The sequence below is a fragment of the Corynebacterium capitovis DSM 44611 genome (genome assembly GCF_030440535.1).
GTDB lineage: Bacteria > Actinomycetota > Actinomycetes > Mycobacteriales > Mycobacteriaceae > Corynebacterium > Corynebacterium capitovis.
This window is the reverse complement of sequence record NZ_CP047117.1, coordinates 1,216,355-1,234,183: the sequence shown is the minus strand read 5'-3', so window position 1 is coordinate 1,234,183 and position 17,829 is coordinate 1,216,355. Positions and strand designations below refer to the sequence as shown.

17 protein-coding genes are annotated in these 17,829 nt (G+C 62.3%); 11 read left to right on the top strand and 6 right to left on the bottom strand.

Annotation, left to right across the window (positions count from 1 at the left end; all coding sequences use genetic code 11):
- Nucleotides 1-72 precede the first annotated feature (72 nt).
- From rpsA to CAPI_RS06010, 6 genes are all read left to right on the top strand, one after another.
- Nucleotides 73-1,533: a 30S ribosomal protein S1 gene (gene rpsA, locus CAPI_RS06035; protein WP_018017750.1), complete on the top strand. Its 1,461-nt coding sequence runs from the start codon at nt 73-75 to the stop codon at nt 1,531-1,533.
- Between the two features lie 84 nt (nt 1,534-1,617).
- A complete protein-coding gene (gene coaE / locus CAPI_RS06030; RefSeq protein WP_018017749.1) occupies nt 1,618-2,211 on the top strand; it encodes a dephospho-CoA kinase in 594 nt (197 codons plus the stop codon).
- A gap of 58 nt (nt 2,212-2,269) precedes the next feature.
- The gene (locus CAPI_RS06025; RefSeq protein WP_018017748.1) at nt 2,270-2,623 is read left to right on the top strand and encodes a DUF4259 domain-containing protein; all 354 of its coding nucleotides are present in this window, start codon (nt 2,270-2,272) and stop codon (nt 2,621-2,623) included.
- Between the two features lie 20 nt (nt 2,624-2,643).
- On the top strand, nt 2,644-4,740 hold the full coding sequence (gene uvrB, locus CAPI_RS06020; RefSeq protein WP_018017747.1) for an excinuclease ABC subunit UvrB: 2,097 nt from the start codon (nt 2,644-2,646) through the stop codon (nt 4,738-4,740).
- A gap of 20 nt (nt 4,741-4,760) precedes the next feature.
- Nucleotides 4,761-5,219 carry a universal stress protein gene (locus CAPI_RS06015; protein ID WP_018017746.1) on the top strand — a complete coding sequence of 153 codons (459 nt, stop codon included), beginning with the start codon at nt 4,761-4,763 and terminating at the stop codon, nt 5,217-5,219.
- 72 nt (nt 5,220-5,291) lie between these two features.
- Nucleotides 5,292-5,735 carry a universal stress protein gene (locus tag CAPI_RS06010; protein ID WP_040356855.1) on the top strand — a complete coding sequence of 148 codons (444 nt, stop codon included), beginning with the start codon at nt 5,292-5,294 and terminating at the stop codon, nt 5,733-5,735.
- Here the strand turns inward: CAPI_RS06010 and CAPI_RS06005 are convergent.
- The 3 genes from CAPI_RS06005 to CAPI_RS05995 all read right to left on the bottom strand — a co-directional run bounded on the left by CAPI_RS06005 (nt 5,732) and on the right by CAPI_RS05995 (nt 9,731).
- On the bottom strand, nt 5,732-7,951 hold the full coding sequence (locus CAPI_RS06005; RefSeq protein ID WP_018017744.1) for a HelD family protein: 2,220 nt from the start codon (nt 7,949-7,951) through the stop codon (nt 5,732-5,734). The genes CAPI_RS06010 and CAPI_RS06005 overlap by 4 nt on opposite strands.
- A 114-nt stretch (nt 7,952-8,065) precedes the next feature.
- Nucleotides 8,066-9,043 (bottom strand): DoxX family membrane protein, encoded by a 978-nt coding sequence (locus CAPI_RS06000; RefSeq protein ID WP_018017743.1) that lies wholly within the window; start codon nt 9,041-9,043, stop codon nt 8,066-8,068.
- A gap of 85 nt (nt 9,044-9,128) precedes the next feature.
- The gene (locus CAPI_RS05995) at nt 9,129-9,731 is read right to left on the bottom strand and encodes an MBL fold metallo-hydrolase (RefSeq protein ID WP_026157152.1); all 603 of its coding nucleotides are present in this window, start codon (nt 9,729-9,731) and stop codon (nt 9,129-9,131) included.
- Between the two features lie 140 nt (nt 9,732-9,871).
- Between CAPI_RS05995 and uvrA the strand changes: the two genes are divergently transcribed.
- A complete protein-coding gene (gene uvrA, locus CAPI_RS05990; RefSeq protein ID WP_018017741.1) occupies nt 9,872-12,721 on the top strand; it encodes an excinuclease ABC subunit UvrA in 2,850 nt (949 codons plus the stop codon).
- 18 nt (nt 12,722-12,739) lie between these two features.
- Here uvrA and CAPI_RS05985 read toward each other — a convergent pair whose 3' ends face one another.
- Nucleotides 12,740-13,402, bottom strand: a complete 663-nt coding sequence (locus CAPI_RS05985) for a response regulator (protein WP_018017740.1) — start codon at nt 13,400-13,402, stop codon at nt 12,740-12,742.
- A 251-nt stretch (nt 13,403-13,653) separates the two neighbouring features.
- Entirely contained in the window at nt 13,654-14,862 is a 1,209-nt protein-coding gene (locus CAPI_RS05980) for a sensor histidine kinase (RefSeq protein WP_245531641.1), read from the bottom strand.
- Between the two features lie 297 nt (nt 14,863-15,159).
- On the opposite strand from CAPI_RS05980, the gene infC reads away from it, so the two are divergent.
- The 4 genes from infC to CAPI_RS05960 all read left to right on the top strand — a co-directional run bounded on the left by infC (nt 15,160) and on the right by CAPI_RS05960 (nt 17,316).
- On the top strand, nt 15,160-15,681 hold the full coding sequence (gene infC, locus CAPI_RS05975) for a translation initiation factor IF-3 (protein ID WP_083893935.1): 522 nt from the start codon (nt 15,160-15,162) through the stop codon (nt 15,679-15,681).
- A 76-nt stretch (nt 15,682-15,757) separates the two neighbouring features.
- The gene (gene rpmI, locus CAPI_RS05970; protein WP_018017736.1) at nt 15,758-15,952 is read left to right on the top strand and encodes a 50S ribosomal protein L35; all 195 of its coding nucleotides are present in this window, start codon (nt 15,758-15,760) and stop codon (nt 15,950-15,952) included.
- A gap of 53 nt (nt 15,953-16,005) precedes the next feature.
- Nucleotides 16,006-16,392, top strand: a complete 387-nt coding sequence (gene rplT / locus CAPI_RS05965; protein WP_018017735.1) for a 50S ribosomal protein L20 — start codon at nt 16,006-16,008, stop codon at nt 16,390-16,392.
- Between the two features lie 93 nt (nt 16,393-16,485).
- Nucleotides 16,486-17,316 (top strand): TrmH family RNA methyltransferase, encoded by an 831-nt coding sequence (locus CAPI_RS05960; RefSeq protein WP_018017734.1) that lies wholly within the window; start codon nt 16,486-16,488, stop codon nt 17,314-17,316.
- Here CAPI_RS05960 and CAPI_RS09635 read toward each other — a convergent pair.
- Nucleotides 17,272-17,793, bottom strand: a complete 522-nt coding sequence (locus CAPI_RS09635; RefSeq protein ID WP_018017733.1) for a dioxygenase family protein — start codon at nt 17,791-17,793, stop codon at nt 17,272-17,274. The genes CAPI_RS05960 and CAPI_RS09635 overlap by 45 nt on opposite strands.
- Between the last annotated feature and the right edge of the window lie 36 nt (nt 17,794-17,829).

The window sequence follows — 17,829 nt, the reverse complement described above, 5'->3', positions numbered from 1 at the left end:
GGGTCACGGCGAAGCGAACGACACACCCATGTCCATCTACGATCTCCTACCTCTTTCGGAGCACTCTAACTTATGCCCACTTCTAACGCACCCCAGGTTGCCATCAACGACATTGGCAGCGCTGAGGATTTTCTCGCCGCGGTCGACGCCACCATCAAGTACTTCAATGATGGTGACATCGTGTCCGGCACCGTTGTCAAGGTCGACCACGATGAGGTCCTCCTCGACATCGGATACAAGACGGAGGGTGTGATTCCCACCCGCGAGTTGTCGATCAAGCACGACGTCGACCCCGACGAGGTCGTCGAGGTTGGCGACGAGATCGACGCCCTTGTCCTCACCAAGGAGGACAAGGAAGGCCGCCTCATCTTGTCCAAGAAGCGTGCTCAGTACGAGCGCGCCTGGGGCACGATTGAGGAGCTGCAGAGCAACGATCAGCCGGTTACCGGTACGGTCATCGAGGTCGTCAAGGGCGGCCTGATCCTCGACATCGGCCTGCGTGGCTTCCTGCCCGCATCGCTCGTCGAGATGCGCCGTGTCCGCGACCTGGAGCCCTACATCGGCCAGGAGCTCGAAGCGAAGATCATCGAGCTGGACAAGCACCGCAACAACGTCGTCCTTTCCCGCCGCGCATACCTGGAGGAGACCCAGTCCGCGGTTCGCTCCGACTTCCTGCACCAGCTGCAGAAGGGCCAGGTCCGCAAGGGTGTCGTGTCCTCGATCGTCAACTTCGGCGCGTTCGTCGATCTCGGTGGGGTCGACGGCCTCGTGCACGTCTCCGAACTGTCCTGGAAGCACATTGACCACCCGTCTGAGGTTGTCACCGTGGGCGATGAGGTCACCGTTGAGGTTCTCGACGTCGATCTCGACCGTGAGCGTGTATCCCTGTCGCTCAAGGCGACGCAGGAAGATCCGTGGCGCGTCTTCGCCCGCACCCACGCCGTGGGCCAGATTGTCCCGGGCCGCGTGACCAAGCTCGTTCCCTTCGGTGCGTTCGTTCGTGTCGAAGAGGGCATCGAGGGTCTGGTGCACATCTCCGAGCTGGCTCAGCGCCACGTTGAGGTGCCGGACCAGGTTGTGGGCGTTGGCGAAGAGGTCATGGTGAAGGTCATCGACATCGACCTGGACCGTCGCCGCATCTCCCTGTCGTTGAAGCAGGCGGACGAGGACTACACCGAAGAGTTCGATCCGTCCCGTTACGGCATGGCCGACTCCTACGACGAACAGGGCAACTACATCTTCCCGGAGGGCTTCGACCCGGAGACCAACGAGTGGATGGAAGGCTTCGACGAAGCCCGCCAGGCATGGGAGGCACGTTACGCCGAGGCCGAGCGTCGCTTCCAGGCTCACACCGCTCAGATCGAGCGTCACCGTGCCGCCGCGGCTGAGGCCGCGGAGCAGGGCGCCGATGCGAACTACTCCTCTGAGTCCAACGCTGCAGCTCCGGCAGCGGACCGGGGTGACGAGTCCATGGGCTCTCTCGCGTCGGACGAGCAGCTGGCCGCGCTCCGCGACCGCCTCGCCGGCAACTAAGTAGTACAGGCTAAAACCCCGCCCCGGTTTCCGGCGGCGGGGTTTTTCGCGTGGGTGCGAAAGAAAAGTCATTACACTGAGCTCATGCTGAGAGTCGGACTCACCGGTGGAATTGGCAGTGGTAAATCCACCGTCGCGCGCATGCTGCGCGAGGCGGGGATCCCAGTGGTCGATGCAGACGCGATTGCGCGTGAGATTATGGAGCCTGGGTCGCATGTGCTGGACCGCGTGGCCGCCGAGTTCGGTGCGGATCTTCTCGACGGCGGCGCGCTCAACCGCTCCGAGCTCGCCCGGCGCGCGTTCACCAGCCCCGAGGCGACGGCGCGCCTGAACGCCATTACACACCCGGCCATTCGCGCCGAGTCCGACCGTCGTTTCGAGGAACTCGAGGCCGCGGGGGAGGCGGTGGCGGTCTACGATATGCCTCTGCTCCTAGAGCTCGGGCTGGACAAGGCCATGGACCTCACCGTCATCGTCGAGGTGGAGGCGGATGAACGGGTGCGCCGCTTGGTGCAGCAGCGCGGAATGGGTGAAGAAGACGCACGGAATCGGATTGCTCGGCAGATATCGGACGCTGAGCGGCGTGCACGTGCCGACATCGTGATCGACAACAACGGAGACGTGAACGCACTGAAAGCGCAGGTTGAGGGGCTGGTCTCCCGGATAAAAGACTTTTAGTGCACCGTTCAACTGTTGGTAAAGTCCAAGTAACGTCGCCGGTTTAGGTTGTTCAAGCATGGGGACGTGGAACTATGGTCCGTTCGACAACGACAAAGCGCGTGATGTCGTTCGCCAGCTGGCGGATGGCACCTTTCGCCTGGACCAGTTCCGGTTCGATTGCGCCGACGAGCCGCTCGATTCCGAGCGTGCCGAGGCAGTTGTCGCCCTAGTCGCGGTCATGAACGGGCACCTGCCCGCCGAGGCTGACCGCGCCGCCCTGAGTTTCCCCTTCGACCTGAGCGAGCGCCGCTGGTTGCAGGCCAAACTCCGGGAGACGCTGAACCCCGAGAATTCGGAGCTTTACGAGCAGTGGCGCGATGCCGGCGAGTTGGAGCAATGGTTGGCCGCGACGGAAAAGGTAGCCCATTAACCGCGCGCTAGACTGTTCGCATGGCATTCGCTGCTGAGCACCCAGTCCTCGCACAGTCCGAGTTCCGCCCGGTCGGCGACATTGAGCGTCGGCAAAAGCCGTTTGAGGTGGTCTCCGAGTACCAGCCTTCCGGCGACCAGCCGACGGCCATCGCGGAGCTTGACCGACGCTTGCGGCGCGGCGAACGCGACGTCGTGCTGATGGGCGCAACCGGTACGGGGAAGTCCGCGACGGCGGCGTGGCTAATTGAAAAACAGCAGCGTCCCACGCTCGTCATGGCGCCGAACAAGACGCTCGCGGCCCAGCTGGCCAACGAGCTCCGCCAGCTCCTGCCGAATAACGCCGTTGAGTATTTCGTCTCGTATTACGACTACTACCAGCCGGAGGCGTATATAGCACAGACGGATACGTACATCGAGAAGGACTCATCGATCAACGACGATGTCGAACGCCTTCGCCATTCGGCCACATCCGCGCTGCTCAGCCGCGCGGACGTCGTCGTCGTGGCCTCAGTGTCGTGCATCTACGGCCTGGGCACTCCGCAGTCGTACCTCGACCGCTCGATCGTTCTCCGAGTCGGCGAGGAAGTGGACCGCGACCAGTTTCTTCGCCTGCTTATCGACGTTCAGTACGAGCGCAACGACATCGACTTCCGCCGAGGGACCTTCCGCGTCAAAGGGGACACCGTCGACATCATTCCGGCGTACGAGGAGATTGCGGTCCGGGTGCAGTTCTTCGGAGACGAGATCGACGAGCTGTACTACATCCACCCGCTGACAGGGGACGCCCTGAGCAAGGAAGACGAAGTGCGCATCTTCCCGGCCACGCACTACGTCGCGACGGACGAACGGATGGAGAAGGCGGCCGAAGCCATCAAATTGGAGCTCGCCGAACGCCTAGAGGATTTGGAGAACCGGGGAAAGCTGCTTGAAGCCCAGCGGCTGCGTATGCGCACCGAATACGATCTGGAAATGATTCAACAAGTCGGATTTTGTTCGGGCATTGAGAACTATTCGCGGCACATCGACGGACGCCCCGCGGGGTCGGCGCCGGCCACGCTCATCGACTACTTCCCGGAGAACTTCCTCACCATCATCGACGAGTCCCACGTCACCGTTCCCCAAATCGGCGGGATGTACGAGGGCGACATGTCGCGCAAGCGAAACCTGGTGGAATTCGGCTTTCGCCTGCCCAGTGCCGTCGACAATCGCCCCTTAACTTTCGACGAGTTCGAGGCGCGCGTCGGGCAGACCGTCTACATGTCGGCCACTCCGGGCGACTTCGAGCTAGAGGCATCGGGCGGCGAGGTCGTCGAGCAGGTTATTCGCCCAACGGGGCTCGTGGACCCAAAGGTCACCGTCAAACCCACCAAGGGGCAGATCGATGATCTTATCGACGAAATCAGGCAGCGCGTGGACAAGGATGAACGCGTGCTGGTCACCACGTTGACCAAGCGCATGGCGGAGGACCTGACCGATTACCTCCTGGATAACGGCATCAAGGTCCGCTACCTCCATTCGGACATCGATACGTTGCAGCGCGTCGAGCTGCTACGCCAGCTTCGGCTGGGGGAGTACGACGTGCTCGTCGGTATCAACCTCCTGCGCGAGGGCCTTGACCTACCGGAGGTCTCGCTCGTGGCGATTCTCGACGCCGACAAGGAGGGGTTCTTGCGGTCGACCAAGTCCCTGATCCAAACCATTGGCCGCGCGGCTCGGAACGTCTCTGGCGAGGTCATTATGTACGCCGACTCGGAGACGGATTCCATGCGGGAGGCGATCGAAGAGACGGAGCGTCGCCGCGAGAAGCAGCTTGCCTACAACCGCGAGCACGGGATCGATCCCCAGCCCCTGCGCAAGAGGATCGCGGACATCCTCGATCAAGTCTACGAGGATGGCGGCGGTGACGCGGAAAGGGTCTCTGCCCAGGCGGCGCTGGCGGATAAACCGAGCGTTCAGGGGATGGCATCGGACGAGGTGGAAAAGCTCATTGAGGACCTCACCGCCCAGATGGGCGCCGCAGCGCGCGAGCTCAAATTCGAGCTGGCCGGAAGGCTTCGCGACGAGATCGCGGATCTCCGCAAGGAGCTGCGTGGTATGAAGGAGACCGGCAACTGAGTAACAAGGGAGAGACTTACATGCACACGTACACCTCGATCGCGGTCGGAACTGACGGATCTCCAACCTCGCTGATGGCGGTGCGCGCGGCGGCGAGCCTCGCTCGTGTGTACGGCGCGGACCTCACCGTCATCTGTGCCCATTACACCGCTAGTGGGTCCATGCTCAATGCGACGAACGCCGAGCTATCACAGATCGAAATCGTCAGCGACAGCGACGCGGAACATATTTTAAACCAGGCCGCGTCCATCGCGGAGGAGGAACAAGCGCCGCGGGTCACTCTCGTGGCGCAACCAGGTCAGCCTGCGTCGGTGCTCGTCGAGGCCGCCCAGAAATTCGGGGTAGACCTCCTCGTGGTGGGTAACAAGGGAATGCGCTCGCTGGCCGGGCGAATTTTCGGCAACGTCGGGGGGAACGTCGCTAAGAAATCGCCCGTTGACGTCCTCCTCGTTGACACCCGGGCGGAAGGCCACAACTAATACCCACCGGGGTATTGTGGGGATAGTTCTGACACAAAAGTACTCGGCCCTGAGAAAGGTTTGGGAGTGACAGTGGGAAGCTACTACAACACCATCGTCGTCGGGAGTGACGGGTCGAAATCGTCGCTTCTTGCTGTGGAGCGGGCCGCGAAGATGGCGGTCGCCTTTGAGTCGACCCTAGTTATCGGGACCGCCTACTACGAGACGGAGGAGGAGGCCGCAAAGGCGCTCCGTCAGGACTCCGTGACGATTCTTGGCGACGATCAAGCCCTGCGCAACCTCGAAGCAGCAGCGGAGCACGCCCGTTCCGTCGGGGCGCAAAACGTCCAGACCGCAACGCGGCCCGGGACCCCGGTCGAAGCCCTTATGGCCATCGTCAACGACAACGACGCGGACCTCCTGGTTGTGGGCAATCGGGGGATCAACTCGCTGACCGGACGCCTGTTGGGCTCCGTCCCGGCGGATGTCGCTCGTCAGTCGGACTGCGACGTCATGATTGTGCACACCGTGGACTAGCCGCGAGAGGGTTCCTCGCCGATGATGGTGAGGGTCTGTGTAGCGCGGGTGACGGCGACGTACAGGTCCTGCCAGCCCTGGGGGGAGCTGGACACGATCTGACGGGGTTCGACGACGATAACGTGATCGAACTCTAGTCCTTTCACGTCGTTGACCGTCGCCGCCGTCACGATGGAGGCGGTCCTTTCTCCGCCCTCTGTTAGCTGGGCAGCGATCACGGCGGGGTCGGTGCCAGACGGCAGGCGTCGGACCTCTAGCCCCGTCGCGCGAATCGCGGTGGCGGGTTTCGCGTCTGGGTCGATGACCGCGAGGATCTCGTCGGCGACACTCATTACTTCCTTTGGCGTCCGGTAATTCACCGTCAATTCCCGAGTTCTGAACCGCTCGCCCACAAACGGCGCCAGCGCCTCAGACCAGCTGTCCGTCCCCGCAGGTGAGGATGTCTGCGCAGTGTCGCCGACCACGGTCATCCACCGTGATGGGGAGCGGCGGAAGACCATGCGCCACTCCATCGGAGAGAGTTCTTGGGCCTCGTCAACGATGACGTGGCCGTAGGCCCACTGGCGGTCGGCGCGGGCCCGCTGCGCCGTCGAGCGAACGTCCGTTTCGCGCTGCCGCTGGGCGAGCGTCTCAGCGTCGATCACGTCGTGAGCCGAGAGGATTTCGGCCTCGAACTGATCGTCGTCGTTATCAGTCGACTCGGAGGAGGACAGGGCATCCAGTGCTTCTTCCGCCTCGGCAACGAGGTCATCGGAATTGTCCTCTTTATCCTGCGCGCCGTGGACGTCCGCTCCCGGGCCGATGAGCTCGATAAGCTCGTCGATCAGCGCGGTATCCGACTCGCTGAACCCCGAACCGGGGGAGCGGTAGAGAGCCGCCTGGGTGTACTCGTCGTAGTCACCGGCCGCCTCTTCGATGCGAGCGCGGGAGGTGAGGAGCGCGTCGAGAACGTCGGGGGCGCTGAGGACCGGGAAGTGGGCGTCGATAAGCGAGCGCACCGCGGGCTCCTCGGAAAGGTCGTCGAAGAGCTGGTCAACGTCGGCGCCGCTGAGCAAGTTCTCCCCGCCAAGGGGATCCTCGCCGATGCGCGCAGCAAGGGCGTCGGCGAGGGACTGGGTGAGGTGTTCCGCGAAGAAGGCCCGCGCCTCGTTGTGCGGTTTGCGCGAACGGCGCGCTCGCGTTCGGGCGGCGCGCACCATCGCAGGGGTCGCCTCGAGGGGGACGGACCCCACTGCGAGCGGGACAGGGTGGTCAGGAATTGTTTCGTAGGCTTGAACCGCTCGTGTGAGGATCGTGAGCATCTCCGCTGACCCCTTGACCTCGCGGGCCTCCCGCGTCTCGGCACCAGTCGGGTGAAAACCCGGAACGAGGGCGCCCACCGTGCTCAGGACTACACCGGTTTCGCCGAGCTCAGGTAGAACCCGGGAGATGTAGTCGAGGAAGGTCGCATTCGGCCCGATAATCAGCACGCCGCTGCGGGCGAGCTGCTGCCTCCACGTATAGAGAAGGTACGCGGCGCGGTGGAGAGCGACTGCGGTCTTTCCCGTGCCCGGTCCCCCTTGGACGACCAGCACCCCGCGGGTGGTCTCGCGAATGATGTCGTCCTGCTCCCGCTGAATGGTCTCAACGATGGAGCGCATGCGCCCGCTGCGCGCGGCGTTTATTGCTCGGCGCAGGGCGCTTTCCGATCCGACGTCGGATTCAAACCCGGGCGGCGGATCTCCAACCAACACTTCATCATTGACGGCGGTGACGGTCCTGCCGCGCATGCGGATATTTCTGCGGGTTTCCACGCCCTCAGGGTGGGCCGTCGTTGCTAGGTAGTAGGGGCGGGCCATGGGGGCGCGCCAATCGAGCAACAGGGTGCGGTAATGGTCACCGCGGTCGTCGATACCAATCCGCCCTATGTAGCGGCGGTCAAGCCGAGGTCGCCCCGGCGCAGGGTTTTCGGCGTTGTCATCAGCCACGTCGATCCGGCCGAAGACTAAACCAATCTCTGCGACGTTGAGCGTGTCCAGCTTCGCATTAAGGCCGTGGTACTCCGTTTCCCTTCGCACCAGCGCGTCAGCATCCGGATTATCCGGATCCACGTCAGCCTGCACCTGGTCAAGCCGGCGCTGGGCCGCTCTCACCTCCGTGTCGAGGTGCGCAAAGAGGACATCGGCGTACCTCTGCTCTTCGGCTATGCTCTGCGACGGGTTGAGGGCGCGTGGCACTAGGAGCTCCTTCTTGCCGGCGAGACAACATGGGGAAAATACAGGCCGACCAGTGTACTGGCTGGAAAAAACCCCGCACCCCACGTAGCGGGGTGCGGGGTAAGCGGTAAGTGGCTAGCGGAACTTCTTCTGCGCCCGCTTCACGGCCTTCTCGGCGCGCTTCTGCGCTTTCTTGGCGGTGCGGTCCCATTTGCGACGCTGCCGCTTCGAGGGGGCGGCGTCGAGGTTGGCAAAAGCGGATTGCAAGGAATCAACCGCGTCCTGTGCTCGGCCCTGCACCTTGGCGGCGGTCTTCGCTGCCTTCTTCTTGGCCCGCGCCTTGTCGCGGGAGCTGGGTGCGAGGGAATCCAGCTGCGACTGCAGGTCGCTCACGCGCTTGTCCACAACCGGTTTGAGATTCTGGGCTTGGTCCGTAGCCGCAGAGAAAAAGTGGGAGGTCTGCTTCTTAGCGTCCTCGAAGAGGTCACCCGCGACATCCGTGGCGTTGTCGGCGAAATGTGCAGCGGCCTTCTTCCAATCGTCCTTGTTGTCATCCACATACGAGGTGACCTGCTCAGTGGCGTCGGACAGCCAGCCGCTGGCTTTGGCCGTTGCCTTCTGTGCCTCGGACTGGGTGGGAAGAGCCTGCTGGACGTTCTTCTTCGCGGCCTTGGCAGCCGTCTGAGCGCGCCACTGCAGGTCGGGCTTGCCGGCGGTATCGACGGTGGCCAGCAAGACGCCCCCGAGCAGTGCGGCATCGGTGATCGCACCGGAGCGACGACGGGCCTTCTCCTCGGCGTCCTTCGCCTCCCAAAACGCGTTCCGGCCGATCAGCGAGGGAACAGCCGTTGCCGCGAGAAGGGCAGCGGCGGTACGAGGCGCCTTACCCAGGGCGAAAAGGGCACCGGCGCCCGTCTTCACACCACCGGCGATCTGGGCGGCGGTCTCAGGCGAGGACGGAAGCAGGGAGCGGTACTGGGCGGGCACGACCGCGCGCACCTTCTTCAGCGTCGACTCAGCACTCTCTTTGTGCTTGCCAGGGTTAAGAACGGTCTCCACTCCGTCGATAACGTAGACCGACGCGAGCATCGGACGCGCAAACTTGCGAATCATCAGTGACATTCCTCATCTCATTGCTAGTGGAAGTTGTACCTCACTAGCTTAGACAAATCTCAGACACCCGTGGGGAGGTAAGCCTCTACCAGCGCCTTTCCCACCACTCCTCAAGGTGCGGCCGCTCAGCGCCGAGGGTCGTCGCCTTACCGTGGCCCGGGCGGACGATGGCGGAGTCGGGGTATGAGTCGAAGACTCGGGTGGACACGTCACGGAAAAGCCGGATGAAGTCCCCTTCGGAACTCGTCTTGCCTAGCCCGCCTGGGAAGAGGGAGTCTCCGACGAAGAGGTTGAGCGCCTCGTCGACCTCCGCGGCGAGGCATACGCCACCTGGCGTGTGGCCGCGAAGGATGCGCACGTCAAGGCGGTGGCCAGCAAAATCCAGGTGGTCGCCGTCGGAAAGCTCGTGGTCAACGGGTGCTGGGAGAGCGGGGGCGTCGAGAAAGGATGCCCAGTGAGTCGCACCCGTCTCCTCGAGGACGGTGGGCAATGCGCGGACGTGGTCGTGGTGTCGGTGAGTGGTCAGCACGTCCGTGATTCGCACCCCCGCGTCGGCGGCGAGGCTGAGGAGCGCCTCCGGGTCGTCCGCTGCGTCGACGAGAAGGCCGACGCTTCCAGCGGTGAGGAGGTAGCAGTTGTTGTCCATCTCGGAAACCGAGATCTGACGCAGGCCGAGAGGTTCATTCATGGCACCGACAGTAGCGTCCACGCTGAAATAGCGGCCGGCGGTCCGACGTTGGTAGTTTCGTATCTATAAAACTGTGTACCAACCTCGCACAACCCTATTCAACTTCTAACCGTCATTCGAACTAAAGGACTTACACCCAGGTGGCTGACCGGCTAACAGTACGCGGCGCGCGCGAGCACAACCTCAAGGGAGTCGATGTCGAGCTGCCACGCGACAAGATGGTGGTCTTTACCGGCTTGTCGGGGTCCGGCAAGTCGTCCCTGGCGTTCGATACGATTTTCGCGGAAGGGCAGCGGCGCTACGTCGAATCCCTTTCCTCCTATGCGCGCATGTTCCTGGGGCAGATGGACAAGCCGGACGTCGACTACATCGACGGCTTGTCCCCAGCAGTGTCTATCGACCAGAAATCCACCAACCGCAACCCGCGCTCGACGGTGGGGACCATCACCGAGATTTACGACTACCTTCGTCTGTTGTACTCCCGCGCGGGTACTCCGCACTGCCCGGTGTGCGACGCACGGATAGAACGCCAGACCCCCCAGCAGATCGTTGACCAAGTGCTGGAGATGGAGGAGGGGACCAAATTCCAGGTCCTCGCTCCCGTCGTGCGTAAGCGGAAGGGAGAGTTTGTCGACCTCTTCGCTGACCTCGCAGCCCAGGGGTATTCCCGTGTCTCCGTCGACGGGGACACCCACCTGCTGTCGGACCCGCCAAAGCTGGAAAAGCAGGTCAAGCACACTATCGACGTCGTGGTCGACCGCCTGAAGGTCAAGGCGAGCCAACAGCAACGGCTGACGGACTCCGTCGAGACGGCCCTCAAACTCGCAGACGGACTCGTTGCATTCGAATTCGTCGATCGCGAGCCTGGAGACGCGGCACGCTCTCGTATCTTTTCGGAAAAGATGGCGTGCCCGAACGGTCACACGCTGGACGTCGAGGAGTACGAGCCGCGCGCCTTCTCCTTCAACTCGCCCTTCGGTGCGTGCCCGGCCTGCGACGGCCTCGGGGTGCGCAAGGAGATTGATACGGATCTGGTCATTCCGGACCCGGACGCCCCCGCCGTCGACGCGTTCCAGCCGTGGAACTCCAGCCCGAACAAGAGCTACTTTGTCAAGCTCATCGAGGCGCTGGCCGCCGAGGAGGGTTTCGACGCTCACGCCCCCTTCAGCTCGCTGACGAAGACGCAGCAAAAACACCTGGTCCGGGGTTCTAAAACTACGGTGAGCGTGCGCTACAAAAATCGCTACGGCCGTCAGCGCTCTTTCAGTGCTGCCTACGAGGGTGTCCTTGGCTACCTGGAACGCAAATTGGACCAGGCGGAGTCGGAGTCTCAAAAGGAACGGCTCCTCGCTTACACGCGAGAAATCCCGTGCCCCACCTGTGAAGGGACGCGGTTGAAGCCGGAAATCCTCGCCGTGCGCTTGGATTCCACGACGCACGGCGAAAAGTCCATCGCCGCGCTGACCGAGTTGTCCATCGAGGAGGCATCCTCATACCTGGACCATCTCGTACTTGGTCGTCGCGAAGAGCTCATCGCCGGGGCAGTACTACGTGAGATCCAGGCCCGCTTGCGCTTTCTTCTCGACGTCGGCCTGAACTACCTCACCCTGTCCCGCTCCGCCGGAACCCTCTCGGGTGGGGAGGCACAGCGCATCCGTCTGGCCACGCAAATTGGTTCCGGTCTGGCTGGGGTCCTGTACGTCCTAGACGAGCCATCGATCGGGTTGCATCAGCGCGACAACCAGCGCCTCATCTCCACTCTGAAAAAACTCCGCGACCTCGGAAACACGCTCGTCGTGGTCGAGCACGACGAGGACACCATTAAAGAGGCCGATTGGCTTGTCGACGTCGGCCCGCTCGCGGGCGAGTACGGCGGCGAGATCGTCTACCAGGGCGACCCCGCCGCGATTGTCGACGCGAAGAATTCCCTGACCGGGGACTACCTCGCCGGCCGGAAGTCCATCGAAGTTCCTGCCGAGCGCAGGGCTATCGACAACCAACGTCACATCGACATCGTCGGCGCGCGCGAGAACAACCTGCAGGACGTAAATGTGTCCATCCCCTTAGGCGTATTGGTGGCGGTGACGGGGGTCTCGGGCTCCGGGAAGTCAACCATGGTCAACGAGATTCTTGCTAAGACGCTGCAAAACCAGCTCAACGGAGCCCGCCAGGTGCCGGGCCGGGTCAAGCGCGTCGACGGCATCGACAACTTGGACAAACTGGTGCAGGTGGACCAGTCGCCCATCGGCCGCACACCGCGGTCGAACCCGGCAACCTACACAGGGGTATTCGACAAAATCCGCACCCTGTTCGCCGAAACGCAAGAAGCAAAGGTGCGCGGGTACAAAGCTGGGCGCTTTTCCTTCAATGTCAAAGGCGGGCGGTGTGAGGCCTGCCGCGGCGACGGCACGCTCAAAATTGAAATGAACTTCTTGCCCGACGTCTACGTTCCCTGCGAAGTGTGCAACGGCTCCCGATACAACCGTGAAACCTTAGAGGTGCGTTATAAGGGCAAGAACATCGCTGAAGTGCTGGACATGCCCATCTCCGAGGCGTGCTCGTTCTTTGAGCCAATCACCTCAATACACCGCTATTTGAGCACTCTTGTCGACGTCGGCCTCGGCTACGTTCGCCTCGGCCAAGCCGCCACGACGCTGTCAGGCGGCGAAGCGCAGCGCGTGAAGCTCGCTTCTGAGCTGCAAAAGCGATCCAACGGGCGAACCATCTACATCTTGGACGAGCCGACGACGGGTTTGCATTTCGAGGACATCCGCAAGCTGATGCTTGTTCTCAACGGTCTCGTCGAGAAAGGCAATACCGTTCTCGTCATCGAGCACAACCTCGACGTGATCAAGTGCGCAGATTGGATCATCGACATGGGCCCGGAGGGCGGCTCCGGCGGCGGGACGGTCGTCGCCCAGGGCACCCCGGAGGACGTCGCGAAGGTGAAGGATTCGTATACGGGGGAGTTCCTCGGCCGGATTCTTTAGGGGCGGCCGCAGACACCCCTAGTAATCGGCGTTGAGGACTTTCACCACGAGGTTGAGCCGCGACGTCGCACCGAACTGGGAGATGATGTTGGAGACGTACTTCTTAATCGTCGACTCGGAGTAGGCCAGCTCCTCGGCCATCTCTGAGTTCGACATTCCCTGGCACAGTAACACGAGCACGTTCTTTTCGGCGTTAGTAAGCGTTTGAAGTTTGAGTGCCTCGTCGATCGGGTCGACCCGGCGTTGCGGCTGATCGACTCGCAGATTTGTCACGAGCCGGCGCATCGCCGGGGCGGAGACGACCATGCCTCCGTCGGTCGCAGAACGGATGGCGTCGATAAGGATTTGAGGCTTTTCGCTCTTGAGGACGTAACCAGCTCCGCCCAACCGGAGAATGCGTCGCATCGTGCGGTCGGAATCGAACGCAGTGACAGCCACGAAAATCGGGGGCGAATCAAGCTCATTGATGTGCTCGAGAAGCGTCGGGCCGTCCATCGTCGGCATGTGGATGTCAGCGAGAACGACGTCGATATCGTGAAGTGCTAACTCGGCTAGTGCCTCCCGGCCGTTAGCGGCGTCTGCTACCACAGTGATGTCGGACGTGGTGCTGAAGTACTGGCGGAAGGAGCTGAGGACAAGAGGGTTGTCATCAACGAGAAGGACGTTGATGGGATCGCTCATCGGGGCGCGTTGGACGTGGGGCACCAAGGGCGGGTCGGGTACAATTTGCAGGACAAGAAGTCGGTCATCGTGGAATAGAAGCTGACGGACGGAGTGGAATCCCGCTCTGGTTCTGCCTCGGTGTGTGCATGAGCTGCGGGGGCCGCCCCGAACAACAGGGCGACCGAGAGGACGCCGGCTGTCAAGCGAGCTTTCATTGCAAATCCTTTCCTGAATCTTCCTGGCTGGGATGAGTAATCCTAGCTTCGTCCCTATTTTCGCCGATGTCGGGCCACACTCCACCTCCGCGGGTCCATTGAGGAACGAAGGTCTCCACCCATTTTGGGGGGCACTGGCGGGGTTGGGGCGTCTGCTCGAGGTGGCTCAGGGAGGTAGAAATCCACCACCCAGCGGTTGAGCCGTGGGCGCGCCCGGAAGGTGCCACCGTGGCGTTCAACAAGACGGCGCGCCTCCTCCAACCCAAACCGGCTCGTCATGTGGGAAAGGGAGACGGCCCCACCGACGACGTTGCTCAGCCGACAGTGCAGGCCTGTCTCGTCCTTGACAATTCGCAACAGGATCGTCGACCCCGGCAGTGCGTACTTGATCGCATTGGTAGCAAGCTCGGCGAAAAGGCGCTCGAAACCGGCGGGGAAAGACCCTTCGATGAGTTTGGCTTCCTCGTCCCCCCGCACTTCGAAGCCGTGGCTTCGCAAGAGCCTCGACGTGACGCTGACCTGCTCGGCGATCGTCCTGTCCAGGGGTTCTGTTTCGGCTTCGATCGCCCAGTCATCGCGGGTGACCTGGATGAGGTGCCGAACTTCCTGCATCGCTTCGCGTGTCTCGTCGGCAATCAGCTCCAAAGACTTCTTCACGTCGGAGCCACTGGTGGACGTGAGGGCGAGTGTCTCCGCGCGCATGACAACAGACGTGAGGGTAGTGGCTACCGAATCGTGAAGGTAGCGGGTCAGCTGCTCCCTCCGGTCATCCATTTCCGCCTCGAGTCGTTGCTGATTGGCAGCGTGGAGGAGCCGCTGCCGGCGAAAATAACTGCCAGCCCACAAAGCCACGGATAGGGCAGTGGCAAAAATCAGCGTTCCGGTGAGATCGTAGGGAGCCCATTGGCCTGTGAAGGGGCTTGTAACGCTGATGTAGCCAAGAATGAGGGCGAGAGCAAGCGCGAAGCGGAACCGCCCCGAAAAGGCGATGGAGGCGACGAAGAAGGGAGCTGTGAAAACCAGGACGGGACTACGGGTCCCGACGAAAGCGGCGCCGCAGACGAACAACACCACCATCGCGGCGCCGGTCTGGTGAGGCCACCGCTGGGAGAGCGCCACAAGTGCGATGGCGAGGAGACTCGCGCCCAAAGCCGGGAGTGCTAACGGAGAAATCGCGGCCGACAGTGCGAGCGCGAATGCGCCCAACGCCGCAGCTTTCCAGTCGACGCCGGGCGGGCGGGCTGGCGACACAGTCGTATCCACGTCGATCAAGGCTATCTCTGTCGCGCCGTTTTGAGAATCACCGCGCGCATGTTATCGTGTAGCCACTACCGCCCAGTGTGGCCTTTTTGGGGCACGCGGGCCACAAGTGGAGTTACTCCCACCCCATGCCGCTGAGTATTCGGAAGGCTACGGGTTCAACGCGCGGACGCCAGTGGTGGCCGCGTTAGGAAGAGCTCCCGTGCCGCCGCAAGCGGCACGGGTTTTTCGCGTGGGATGAGTTCGACATGAGTGGTTCGGTAGCGACCGACAGTGATTCTTTAGTCTTTAGGAGTTCTCATCAGCGCTGAAACTCGGATCAACGAGCGCATCCGCGTTCCCGAAGTTCGACTCGTCGGACCCTCCGGCGAGCAGGTGGGCATTGTCCGCACCGACGATGCCCGCAAACTGGCATACGAAGCGGACCTTGACCTTGTCGAAGTGGCTCCGACTGCGAAGCCGCCCGTAGCCAAAATCATGGACTACGGCAAGTTCAAGTACGAGCAGGACCAAAAGGCCCGCGAGTCCCGCAAGAACCAGCAGCAGACAGTGGTGAAGGAACAGAAGTTCCGCCCTAAGATCGATGAGCACGACTACCAGACTAAAAAGGGCAATGTCGAGCGCTTCCTGGAAAAGGGTAACAAGGTCAAGGTCACGATCATGTTCCGCGGGCGTGAACAGTCGCGTCCCGAGCTCGGTTATCGCCTCCTCGATCGTCTTGCGGAAGACATCGGGGAGCTCGGAGTGGTGGAGTCCCGGCCGAAGCAAGACGGCCGGAATATGACCATGATCTTCGGTCCATCCCGCAAGGGAAAGAAGTAAACATCGTTTCCAACGTTCTATAGGCACCCCGCCTTTGGACGTTTCAAACACGTTACAACCTCGGAAGGGCTTTACCATGAAGCAGAAGACCCACAAGGGCACCGCCAAGCGCATCAAGGTCAACGGCAAGGGCAAGCTGCGCCGCGAGCAGGCAGGCAAGCGCCACCTGAACGAAAAGCTCTCCTCGAAGCGTCGCCGCAAGCTTTCCGGCACCACGGACGTCGCCCCAGCTGACGTTAAGCGCGCGAAGCGCCTCCTCGGCATCTCCTAAGACCTGCCGGCGTCCTCGTACATCCCCCGATTTCACAAAGGAAGTTTTGACCCATGGCACGTGTTAAGCGTTCAGTCAATGCCAAGAAGAAGCGCCGCGCGATTCTGAAGTCCGCCAAGGGCTACCGTGGCCAGCGCTCCCGCCTGTACCGCAAGGCCAAGGAGCAGTGGCTGCACTCCCAGACCTACGCGTACCGCGACCGCCGCCAGCGTAAAAACGAGTTCCGTAAGCTGTGGATTCAGCGCATCAATGCTGCGGCTCGTATGAACGACATCACCTACAACCGCCTCATCCACGGCCTCAAGCTGGCGCAGGTTGAGGTCGACCGCAAGATCCTCGCTGAGCTCGCCGTCAACGATTTCGCGGCGTTCTCCGCTCTCTGCGCGACGGCCAAGAACGCGCTCCCGGAAGACGTTAACGCTCCGGTCCGCGCCGCGTAAACGAGGCCCGCGCGTGACCCCCACCCGCTGCCCACCGCCTGTGTGCAGCGGGTTTTAGCTTGCCTGACGCGTCTCCAAGTAATCTCTTCATTCATGACCCTAGACTTCGCTTCGCCTTTTACCGAGCGGACACCGCGCATCGTCAACGCTGCTAAGCTTCACAAGGCTCAAGGGCGGCGAAAGGCTGGCCGTTTCCTCATCGAAGGTGCTAACTCCGTTGAGGCAGCGGTGGCGACGGGCGCGGCTACGGACATCTTCGTGACGGAAGCGGCGGCTCACGAGTTTTCAGAGATTCTCACCGCGGCGGGGCACATGAATGTTTACACCCACGCCATTACCGAAAAGGCCGCCACGTACTTAGCGGACACGGTGAGCACGACGGGCCTGTTTGCTGTCTGCAAACCGGCGCTCTGGTCATTGAGCGCGGTTTTGAGGGGCTGCCCCCGGTTCCTCGCAGTGGGTGTTGCAACGAACGACCCAGGCAACGCCGGCACGCTTGTCCGGATCGCGGACGTCTGCGGGGCGGATGCGGTGATTTTTTCCGGTGACGCCGTCGACCCCGAGGCGGGAAAAGCCGTGCGCGCCTCGGCAGGGTCTCTGTTTCACGTGCCCGTCGTCCGTGAGAGAAATACCGCGGATGTGGTCGGTCAACTCCGCGCGGCGGGCCTACAGATCGTTGCGACGGCATCGAACGGTGAAGTGTCTCTGGACTCTGCTGGCGGTTTGCTTGAACGGCCGACGGCGTGGTTGTTCGGTAACGAGGCCCACGGGCTGCCAGATCGCCTCATCGCGGAGGCTGACGCGCGCGTGAGCATCCCTATCCGCGGGAGCGCGGAGTCGCTCAACTTGGCCACGGCAGCTGCGATGTGTATGTGGGAGTCATCGAAGGCGATATTTTCCCCGGGCGGCGCCGTGGGCGATTAGGTGGTTGGCGGTCGCGAGGGAGTGCCGCCACCCATGGGGGCGATGCCGCTGGGCGGTTGAGGTCAAGATCGCCTTCGTGGAGTCCGTGATGTCGTCCACCGAGGAGAACACCTCGAAGTGAATGTGTGGCCAACGCCCGGAGTAGCAGCCGGGGACGATAGTCGTGAATTCGACGGAACCGTCGTCACCCGTCACCTGCACGCCTCGCAGGTACGTTTCGTTTTCCAATCCCGCGGAATACATCGAGTACTCACCCTCCGCGTTGCAATGCCACATGTAGACCGCAGCGCCCGCCATAGGTGAGTTCGAGTTCGTCATGTCGATGATGTTCATTGTGACGCTCAGCGGGATACCGCTCGCGGTCGCGCCGCCGCCAATTGAACCGCGAATATCTTTGCGCTGAACACCTACCTGCTCCAAGACGTCGGGTCCGTTTGAACCGTCCCCCGGGTAGGGGCCGGAGGTCTCGGTTTCCATCTCGATTGCCGCAGCTGCCGCACCAGCGGTGGCGGT

Bases quoted from the DNA above. Each gene is read 5' to 3' on its own strand.
- rpmI (WP_018017736.1), top strand. From the start codon at position 15,758: ATGAAGCAGAAGACCCACAAGGGCACCGCCAAGCGCATCAAGGTCAAC.
- CAPI_RS05995 (WP_026157152.1), bottom strand. From the start codon at position 9,731: ATGAATGAACCTCTCGGCCTGCGTCAGATCTCGGTTTCCGAGATGGAC.
- rplT (WP_018017735.1), top strand. From the start codon at position 16,006: ATGGCACGTGTTAAGCGTTCAGTCAATGCCAAGAAGAAGCGCCGCGCG.
- coaE (WP_018017749.1), top strand. From the start codon at position 1,618: ATGCTGAGAGTCGGACTCACCGGTGGAATTGGCAGTGGTAAATCCACC.
- CAPI_RS06015 (WP_018017746.1), top strand. From the start codon at position 4,761: ATGCACACGTACACCTCGATCGCGGTCGGAACTGACGGATCTCCAACC.
- CAPI_RS09635 (WP_018017733.1), bottom strand. From the start codon at position 17,793: ATGGAAACCGAGACCTCCGGCCCCTACCCGGGGGACGGTTCAAACGGA.
- rpsA (WP_018017750.1), top strand. From the start codon at position 73: ATGCCCACTTCTAACGCACCCCAGGTTGCCATCAACGACATTGGCAGC.
- CAPI_RS06025 (WP_018017748.1), top strand. From the start codon at position 2,270: ATGGGGACGTGGAACTATGGTCCGTTCGACAACGACAAAGCGCGTGAT.
- uvrB (WP_018017747.1), top strand. From the start codon at position 2,644: ATGGCATTCGCTGCTGAGCACCCAGTCCTCGCACAGTCCGAGTTCCGC.
- CAPI_RS06000 (WP_018017743.1), bottom strand. From the start codon at position 9,043: ATGATTCGCAAGTTTGCGCGTCCGATGCTCGCGTCGGTCTACGTTATC.
- CAPI_RS05985 (WP_018017740.1), bottom strand. From the start codon at position 13,402: ATGAGCGATCCCATCAACGTCCTTCTCGTTGATGACAACCCTCTTGTC.
- CAPI_RS05960 (WP_018017734.1), top strand. From the start codon at position 16,486: ATGACCCTAGACTTCGCTTCGCCTTTTACCGAGCGGACACCGCGCATC.